Annotated in this window: 7 protein-coding genes; 2 read left to right on the top strand and 5 right to left on the bottom strand. The window is 33.9% G+C overall.

Features of this window, described 5'->3' with window-relative positions:
• Window positions 1–668: 668 nt before the first annotated feature.
• Complete coding sequence (locus ACTNES_RS18900) at window positions 669–890, top strand: helix-turn-helix domain-containing protein (protein WP_291817379.1); 222 nt, start codon at window positions 669–671, stop codon at window positions 888–890.
• A 426-nt stretch (window positions 891–1,316) separates the two neighbouring features.
• On the opposite strand, the gene ACTNES_RS18895 is transcribed toward ACTNES_RS18900, so the two are convergent.
• The 5 genes from ACTNES_RS18895 to ACTNES_RS18875 form a co-directional block, all read right to left on the bottom strand.
• Window positions 1,317–3,383, bottom strand: coding sequence for a DEAD/DEAH box helicase family protein (locus ACTNES_RS18895; protein WP_441040381.1), 2,067 nt, complete (start codon window positions 3,381–3,383; stop codon window positions 1,317–1,319).
• Window positions 3,371–3,946, bottom strand: a complete 576-nt coding sequence (locus ACTNES_RS18890) for a hypothetical protein (RefSeq protein WP_441040380.1) — start codon at window positions 3,944–3,946, stop codon at window positions 3,371–3,373. The genes ACTNES_RS18895 and ACTNES_RS18890 overlap by 13 nt, the downstream gene beginning before the upstream one ends.
• Window positions 3,947–4,464: 518 nt before the next feature.
• Window positions 4,465–4,620 (bottom strand): hypothetical protein, encoded by a 156-nt coding sequence (locus tag ACTNES_RS18885; protein WP_441040379.1) that lies wholly within the window; start codon window positions 4,618–4,620, stop codon window positions 4,465–4,467.
• Window positions 4,621–4,622: 2 nt separating this feature from the next.
• Entirely contained in the window at window positions 4,623–4,985 is a 363-nt protein-coding gene (locus tag ACTNES_RS18880; RefSeq protein WP_441040378.1) for a hypothetical protein, read from the bottom strand.
• 14 nt (window positions 4,986–4,999) lie between these two features.
• The gene (locus ACTNES_RS18875; RefSeq protein ID WP_441040377.1) at window positions 5,000–5,200 is read right to left on the bottom strand and encodes a hypothetical protein; all 201 of its coding nucleotides are present in this window, start codon (window positions 5,198–5,200) and stop codon (window positions 5,000–5,002) included.
• A 129-nt stretch (window positions 5,201–5,329) separates the two neighbouring features.
• Between ACTNES_RS18875 and ACTNES_RS18870 the strand changes: the two genes are divergently transcribed.
• Window positions 5,330–5,614, top strand: coding sequence for a helix-turn-helix domain-containing protein (locus tag ACTNES_RS18870; protein ID WP_441040376.1), 285 nt, complete (start codon window positions 5,330–5,332; stop codon window positions 5,612–5,614).
• The last annotated feature ends 449 nt before the right edge of the window (window positions 5,615–6,063 follow it).

Raw genomic sequence — 6,063 nt, 5'->3', positions numbered from 1 at the left:
TGGATAACCAGACAATGGAATGTCCGAAATCAGGGATATCACTTTTGTGTAGGTGTCTAAAAAATAGGCACTACACTAATTCAAAATGTCCTTGACAAGGGGTACAGTTTAATATTATAGATACATAATATATATTACACAACCTTTTTTATATTTTCCATTATTTTCATAATTCTTTTATATATTCCACTAAAATCCCCGTTGTTCTTCAAAAATAAAACTGTATTTACCCTCAAATGCCTTAAAATAGCATTTGAGGATAACCGTATTCGTTATGCAAATAATATACACCACCCTTGCATTACCTCTTTCCGAAATATATACACTTGACATTTCCCTATAAGTGCAAAACACGTTATCTGAGGTATCCTGATGGCAAAAATTGAAGATAATGTGAATTTGTTGAATTGTATATACTACGCGTTACACGCTAGTAGTATATACAATTCAAACTTTAACACTTCATTTTTTCTTTGCCAAACCCTTCAGAACCCGTAGTAGTGCTGCTTAGCTCTCTCATAAGTGTTAAAAATTCAAGAAAGTATATATTCATTTCTTATATTTTTTACAGCTTTGTTTAGCTCTGAGTTTTTTTCTATAAATGTAAAAAATATATAAGTAAGAAACATATTCATAAAAAATACCAGAACATAAGGGAGGACAAAATCTTGACAAATTCATTTCCATTTTACAAAAGTCTCTTAGATTCCAACAGTGATCCAGCAGATATCATGAATGTCGCTGAAGTTGCCGCATTTCTCGGTGTTGGTAAAAATCGTATTTATGAGCTACTTAATGAAGGAACTATCAAAGGATTCCGTATGGGAAGGACTTGGAAAATCAGCAAACTTGCATTAGAAAAATATATTAAAGAAGCTTCAGGATTGTAATATGAAAGTGTAAAATCAGCTCAAATACCTTTTCGTATTTGAGCTGAACTTTCGCCTTTTTTATTCACCAGGAACATACTCCCTAGTATCAATAAATATTTATTGATACTACAACTGCCACCTGATTCTTCATAATATCTAATCAACAGTTACCCACCCTGCATAAGGCAATACTTCTATATCGCCTTATGCATGCGGATACATAAGTAAGATTCTTTCCGGCTCAAAGAATCCATGACATTTGTCATGCTTATGTCCGCCCCTGTGTGCATGTTCCCAAATCCACAATATATCATTTTATTCTGTTTTTCTATATTTATTTTTGTTAAAACTTTGGGAATGATGACATAAGATCTGAAAGCATCTCAGAATCCCTGTCAATGATTTGTTATATCTCTTTTACCTTTTTACATCTTTCCTCACCTTTTACGTGTTTCCAATTTCTTCACATTTCATTTCTTCTTCATCATTTATTTCCGGCAGATACTCTGTTTGAATCAGTTCTGCCTGTTCACATGGATAATTGGAAAATACATAAACTGTACAAGTTTTTCTAAGCACACGACTACGTCCTATAGCCTGCTCTAAATCAGTTTCGATCAGAAAAAGCTGTAAATTTTGTATGTCAGGATCTGCAAACGACATTATTTTAAAATCATATCCATTTCTGACAACCCGCCGACAGTTCAAAGTGTATGATACATTTTTCTTTATATATCCTAACTCACATGCCAGAAGCTTATAAAACAAAGGCTTACTATGAGGTGTTCCGACTACTGCAATGTCTTTCCCACAGTATTCATCAAATCCCTCCGTCTTTCCAAAATAGATATCACCCTTATTGGTCATCTTAAAACTAATCACCGGAATTTTTCCTGTAATTTTTTCGATTTTATCAAATACTGTATCAGCCCCTATTTGTTCTATACACTTCCTGCTCATTGTATGCGCACTATACTGTATTACTTTTCCCTGATACTCTGCTTTATGAATCGTATGGAAAATTATTCTTCTGTCCGGGAAATATCCCTGATACAATTTTTTATTAGCTGAAGCAGATACTATGATCATTTTTCGGTTCGGTAAATTCATTCTGTTAAAGAACATAACCTGCCTTTCCTGTTTATCCATAGCTATACTGGTACTCTCCAGTAGCAATGGCAATGTATTATGAAATACTCCGCCTTTTTTATACAGTCCCATTTTAGCATGGTTGTTTAGCGCTATAGGCTTTAGCTTGCGCGTTTCATTATTTTCCATTTTCATAATTTTTTTCAATAAATTTCTAATTTCTTTCGGCAGCTTATGACTATCCAACATCTTCTGTATATCCTGAAGATCTATGGTCCCGTTTCTTTTAAACAGCGACATTAATATATCTTCGTCTATAATTATTTCATAATCTGCAAGCTCATCCAGATTCATCATCATTAAATATGCATGTGTCGTTACGATGCACTGCTCTTTTGGACATTTATGTACATTTAGGATTTCTTTTAAGCCTTTTTTCTGATGGTCGCTTAAATCATCCTGGTGTTCGGTCATATAATTCTTTATTATTGTTCTGATCATTATTCCAAAACCCTGATTGTACAATTCACAGGCTTTATCATACAGATCATCTAGCCCTAATTTCTTAATATTATTGATTTTGCTTGATGTCCTATAACATATTACGCCTTTATGCTCCAGCCTGTCTGCGACCTCATTTTGCAGATTACAAGTTGGAACAGCGACAATAAATTTTTTCTCCGGCATGGATGCTATCTTTCTGCAATATATTTCGGTTTTTCCTAATCCTGTTTGTGCAACTATAACTCGCATCGCATTTTCCGGATTCTGTATTGCTTCTTCCAGGCATCCTTCCAGTTCCTGTTCACAAACATTTAAGGGGTAAAAATCCTCTTCTTTCTCAACTCGCCGTATATTCATAGATAATTTCTGATATAGAGAATAGCAGTTACAGTCAGACGCATATTTACAGTTTTTCTTACATTCCATAGGTCTGTAATCTTTCCCCTCAATATCCCGCTTCCAGTTTCCCTCCCATTTTTTTGTTTTCCATTCTGGCTCATCCCTGTTTTTCAGAATATTAAAAAAGATACGCTTTCCACCTTTAATAAAGCGTAAGTTTGTAGCCAGCAAAAACATTGCATTATTACTGAATTTTCCTTTCCGCTCAAAATCTGCCAATAATGGACACAACTGTATGAGTTTTTCCTTTGTATATCCAGAAACCTCATTTAATGAGGCTCCTGGTATACTATGTGAACAGGTCTTCTTTTCTACATTATCTGTTAATATGCTTCCGCATATCATAATAATACCACTCTGCTCAATCCATTCTCCCTGAATAGATTCACAATCAATTTCTTCTTTTCTGTAAAATGCAAATCGCGAGTTTTTTGAATCCCATGGTACCTTTATTTTGCGGGCAAGAGCATCTATATCTCGTTTAAAATTATTATCAGATTTAATTTTTATCTGATCCACTGAGTAAAAAAAACATTCATCACATCCACTCTCGCATCCAGATCAGAATCTATAATTCCTTTTCCTCCATAAAATATTCTTGGAATATCTACACATGCCTTGTCGCTTTCAGGAAACAGTTTCTGAAACAGAATATTTACTGCTTCTGCAAATCTGACATCTGTAATCAAAATATTCATAACAAAGACTGCTCTAAATTTGAAATATTTGTTTCTGCCATCGTAACTAAAGGTTTTATAGGTAAAGGCAAACGGTATATTGTATTCACTACATCTGTCACAAAACTCCTCATAGGAAATTTCGTGTTTTTCATCCTGATCAAAATCTAAAACCAGTATTTTTTGCTGTACAAAATTCTCTTTTCTTCTTGCACCGTTTACAAGTGCTCTTGTAAAAGCTTTTCCTCGGTTTCCAACTTGATCTGCAAAATCATCCAAAGGTATCTCTACTATGTTATTTGCAACTCTGGTATTAATATATCCCATAATTCCTTCGGGTTTTGCAGTATATCCAATTGTATCCATATTTACTGATATTTTTTCTGTTCTTTTTTCGTTACTCATTTTTTTAATCCTCTCTTTTTTGGTATTTTTTGTTAAAAGTTACTTAATTAACGCTAATCACGTATACTTAGAGATATCCATTCATAAAATGATGCTAGTATGAAATTTCATTACTTTTATATATACGTAAGTTTCTTTTTTCACCTCATTTTATTTATGTGATTCCCAGATACTCCTAAAAGCGTTCGCTAAAGTGTATTTTCTTCCAAAATACTTTTTTATCTTCTGAAAGCTTTGATTACACTTTTACTCTTTTGTTCTGAGTTTGTTTTTTTCTACAAAAAATAATATAGTTACGGATTTGAGGCGAATCCACTTTTGATATCTATATCAGTAAATTTTCTGATTCAAAAAGAATCGACGCGCACCTGCATAGCGAGTGGTTCATTGTTTCGTCCATCTACATTTTTCGGATCAGCAAAAAACTCCAATGGACTCAACAGACTAAAGTCCATAAAATAAGTAGCAGGAGAGTATATTGACACTCTCCTGCTACTTATTCTTCATAATAATCTTTTCTATTTTCTTCTTTTCTCTCTTCGTTTAATTTCTCTCAAAACATGTTCATCTCTAAATCTTGTCATTGCTTCAGCAATGCCCAATTTTTGTTCTAATATATCTCGTCTAGCATCAGCTCTCAATATCTTCCCTATACGATTCTCTTCCTTTTGCACAATCAGTATCCTCCCGACTGCTTATCAAAATCATTAGCAAGCATCCAGCCCATTGACTCAGTTAAACCAGCCGCTGTAGTAGCATTTATCGCATTTCCAAAACCAGGTATCCAGCCTACCAAAACCTGAGATACAGTTCTTCCAATCGTACTTGCCGCTACAGATCCTAATGCTGCTTTTGCAGTTGTTTCAGTCAATTGAATATCAAAAACTTTTCCAAGTGAAATCGTCATTGTAAGCTGAATCGGAGTTAACAACGCATTATCACTTCCCGGTACCTGAGCCAGACCTGCTCCTACACCTGCCGCTGCGGCACTAGCTGTATGTATAATTGCATGACACTCTTTTCTCTGTTTTTCTGTCATTTCAACTGCCCCCTTTACTGATAAATAGCTCCACAGCTTCTACATTTGTTGTTAAAAACCGTAAATTGTCCACAATTTGAACATTTCTGTCCTCTTCCACCTTTTCCATCGTTTGCCGGTACCGTCATCGTATAACCACATTTCGTACACTTTCTTCCATTTGTCGTTTCAAAAAAAGTATACTGATTGCATCTTGGGCATATCTTTCCAGGCATTTGACTTCCTCCTTTTCCTATACATATATGAGTATATATATGCTCATATATAAATATACCATATCTTAATCAGTCTTACAATATACTGATAATAAAAATATAATCAGAATATAAGGAGGTAGCCATTTAATGAGAGTAAAAAAAGAAAACCCTTTACGCCAGCTTCCTGTTAATTCTAGTGACTATGGTGAGATCAGGATTCATTTGAAAGAAATATTAGAAGAGCGCGATATTTCTCTGAATCAATTATCTTTCAGAGCTGAAATGCAGCGTACACAGTTAAGAAATTATAGAGATAATAAAATCCAGAGACTTGATATTGATATACTGAAACGTTTATGCTATGTCCTTGACTGCGATCTGCATGATCTGATCGAATATATTCCTGCTGAAGATTCTTCTGAAAAACAATAATATGTCAAATTTTGCAATATGTATTACGATATGTTTCGCATAGCATCATAAAAATTTATTCGAAATCATAACAATTCGAGAACATTCGATTTTCTTCTTCCTTGCAAAATCCATCAAAATCTTTTATAATAGAACTGTAAGTTCTTACAAGTATTATAGCTATATACCCTACAAAAGATAACTTGGTGCCTTACGTTTATATAATACCCTTATAAACAATACTTAAATAAATCATGCCTGTGCATGTGTCTCGGAAATATATTCACATATTTTGAACAAAACCATATGTCTCTTTTATTCATAGAGCGGCATAAAAATAATCTTACTATTATAAATGAACCTGAATTATTCACGGAACAGTATCTGAACAGATAACTGTGCCATGAATCTAAAAAGTGATCCATGCAGCCATAACATCACTCAATTAACCTGTTAAAAGGGTATAAAAT

This window comes from Blautia sp. HCP3S3_D9, from assembly GCF_052063845.1.
Classification (GTDB): Bacteria; Bacillota; Clostridia; order Lachnospirales; family Lachnospiraceae; genus Blautia_A.
Note: the sequence above shows the minus strand (reverse complement) of the source record. Positions and strands in the feature narration are given on the sequence as shown.